This window comes from Methylobacterium sp. WL6 (genome assembly GCF_008040095.1).
Lineage (GTDB): Bacteria > Pseudomonadota > Alphaproteobacteria > Rhizobiales > Beijerinckiaceae > Methylobacterium.
This window is the reverse complement of sequence record NZ_VRVH01000432.1, coordinates 1-2892: the sequence shown is the minus strand read 5'-3', so window position 1 is coordinate 2892 and position 2892 is coordinate 1. Positions and strand designations below refer to the sequence as shown.

Below are 2892 nucleotides of genomic sequence, written 5' to 3'. Positions count from 1 at the left end.
GGGCTGGACCGGCGTCGTCGACGCGGCGGGGAGCAGCGGCACCGTGATCGCCGGGCCGGGCCGGGTCTCGGCGGCGTAGCCCAGCGAGGTCAGGATCGAGGCGAAGTCCTCGCCCGAGCAGCCGACCAGCGAGGTCATGCCGACGGTGGCGACGAACCCGTCCTTGTCCGCGGTGCCGGGGGGCGGCGCGCCGGGCGTGGTGCCGGGGCGATAGGCGACCGCGGGGCGGATCAGGTCGGCGAGCCGCTCGAGGATGTCCACGCGGACGGCGCGCCCGCCGCAGACGCGGAAGCCGGCGGCGCGATAGAGCCCCTTGGCGATCTCCGGATCGACCTTGATCGAGGTGCGGCCGGAGCCGGCGAGATGCCCGATCTCGTCGAGGCCGCGCTGCTCGAGGCCGCCGTTCTGCAGGGCCCAGAGCTGGGCGGCCAGCGTCCGCGGCGCCGGCTTGAGCAGGGCCGGCAGGAACAGGTGGTAGGCGCCGAAGCGGACGCCGTGCCGGCGCAGCGCGCCGCGGCCGTCCTGGTCGAGCGTGCGCATCTCCTGCGCCACGCGGGCGCGCTCCAGCACGCCGAGCGCCTCGACGACCTGGAAGCCGATGCCCTTGGCGAGGCCCGTGAGGTCGGCGGCGGTCTCGATCTCGATCAGCGGGCCGAGCAGGCGCGTCACGTGCGCCTTCAGCCAGGCGTCGAGGCGCGCCACCACCTTCTCGCGGGCGGGGCCGGCGAGCGCCTCGTCGGCAAGCAGGCGGATCTGGGGCGCGAAGATCTTGTCGCCGGGGGCGAGCTTGGCCACCGGCGCGCCGGTCCAGCGGATCACGCCGTCGTGGCTCAGCACCAGCGAGGCGTCGGCGGCTGCGGCGAAGCGCTCGGCGCGGGCCTCGATCTCGCCGGCGAGGCCCTTCTCGGCGGCGCTGCGGAGCGTCTTGGCCTCGTGGCCCTCGGCGCTGGCATCGGGCACGAACAGGAAGCCGTGGAGGTGGCCGACATGTTGACCCTCGACGGTCACGTCACCGTCGGGGGTAATCTGGGCTTCGAGCATCGTGTTCTCTCTCAGGCGCCGCATCAGGACGCTGGTGCGCCGATCGACGAAGCGGCTCGCGAGGCGTTCGTGCAGGGCGTCGGACAGCCTGTCCTCTACCCGACGCGTCTCGCCCTGCCAATGTTCCGGATCGCGAAGCCAATCGGGGCGGTTGGCGACGAAGGTCCAGGTGCGCCCGTGGGCGATCCGGCGCGACAGGGTCTCGATGTCGCCGTCGGTGCGGTCGATCATCGCCACCTGCTCGGCGAACCAGGTGTCGGGGATCCGCCCGGCCATGCCCTTCATCAGGAAGCGGTAGAGCTCGGCCACGAGGTCGGCATGCACCTGCGGGTGGACCTTGCGGTAGTCCGGCACGCCGCAGACGTCCCACAGGCGGCGCACCGCGGACTGGCTCCGCGACAGGTCGCGGATGTCGTCCTCCTTCATCAGGATCTCGAGGGCCTGCTGGTCCTCGCCCATCGGCGCCCGCGTCAGGCCGGGCTCGCTCGGATGCACGTCGAGGCTCGCCTGCAGCGCCTCGAGGGAGCCGTAGTCGAGGTCCGGGTTGCGCCATTGCAGGATGCGCAAGGGGTCGAAATCGTGGTTCTCCAGCCGCTCGATCATCTCGGGCTCGAACGGGCGGCAGCGCCCGGTCGAGCCGAAGGTGCCGTCCGAGAGGTGGCGCCCGGCGCGGCCCGCGATCTGCCCGAGCTCGGCCGGCGTCAGCTTGCGGAAGCGGGTCCCGTCGTACTTCCAGGTGGCGGCGAAGGCGACGTGGTCGACGTCGAGGTTGAGGCCCATCCCGACGGCGTCGGTGGCGACGAGATAGTCGACGTCGCCGGACTGGTAGAGCTCGACCTGCGCGTTGCGGGTGCGCGGCGAGAGCGCGCCGAGCACCACGGCGGCGCCGCCGCGCTGGCGCCGGATCAGCTCGGCGATGGCGTAGACCTCCTCGGCCGAGAACGCGACGATCGCGGTGCGCCGCGGCATCCGCCCGAGCTTCTTCTCGCCGGCATAGGTCAGCGTCGACAGGCGCGGGCGCGTGGTGGTGTGGACGTTGGGGATCAGCGCCTGCACCAGCGGCAGGATCGTCGAGGAGCCGATCAGCAGGGTCTCCTCGCGGCCGCGCTGGTTCAGCAGGCGGTCGGTGAAGACGTGGCCGCGGTCCATGTCGGCGGAGAGCTGGATCTCGTCGATCGCCACGAAGGCGACGTCGAGGTCGCGCGGCATCGCCTCGATGGTGGAGATCCAGTAGCGCGGCCGGTCCGGCTTGATCTTCTCCTCGCCGGTGACCAGCGCGACCTTGTCGACGCCGACGCGGGCCACGACCCGCAGGTAGACCTCGCGGGCGAGCAGCCGCAGCGGCAGGCCGATCATCCCGGTGGGATGGGCCAGCATGCGCTCGATCGCCAGGTGCGTCTTGCCGGTGTTGGTCGGCCCCAGCACCGCCGTGACCCCGCGCGCGCGGGCCGAGGGCGGAAGGGAGCGGCGGTGCTGGAGGATCGGAGCAATCCCTTCGGCGCTGGGAGCCGCACGGCGCGGGACGCCGGGTGGCGACGGGCCCCGCCCCGGGAGGGCGAGATCGTCAGTCGGCCGACGGCCGGCGCCGGAACGAGCGCTCATATGGGGCGCTTCCGGGCGCTCCGCCAAGGCCGTAAGCCGATCCGTCGCGATCCGGGATGCCGTAGAGCTCGATCCGCGTCGGCGGCTGCCCGGTCTCGATGTCGGCGCAGAGCATGTCCGGCACGGCGGTGAGCGGCCCGCGCCGCCGTCCGCGACCCTCCGTCACCTCGGCCGAGGAGTAGGCGTTTCCGCCGCAGGGGCTGGCACCGGCCTCCAGCGGCGCGGCCGCGGCCGGGCGCGGCCCGGATG

2 protein-coding genes are annotated in these 2892 nt (G+C 73.2%); both read right to left on the bottom strand.

Going from position 1 to position 2892, the window contains the following annotated elements; translation table 11 throughout:
* On the bottom strand, nucleotides 1-2418 hold a 2418-nt coding region (locus FV230_RS26745), incomplete at its 3' end, for a helicase-related protein (protein ID WP_246695023.1).
* Nucleotides 2419-2605: 187 nt separating this feature from the next.
* On the bottom strand, nucleotides 2606-2892 hold a 287-nt coding region (locus tag FV230_RS30075), incomplete at its 5' end, for a hypothetical protein (protein WP_187275642.1).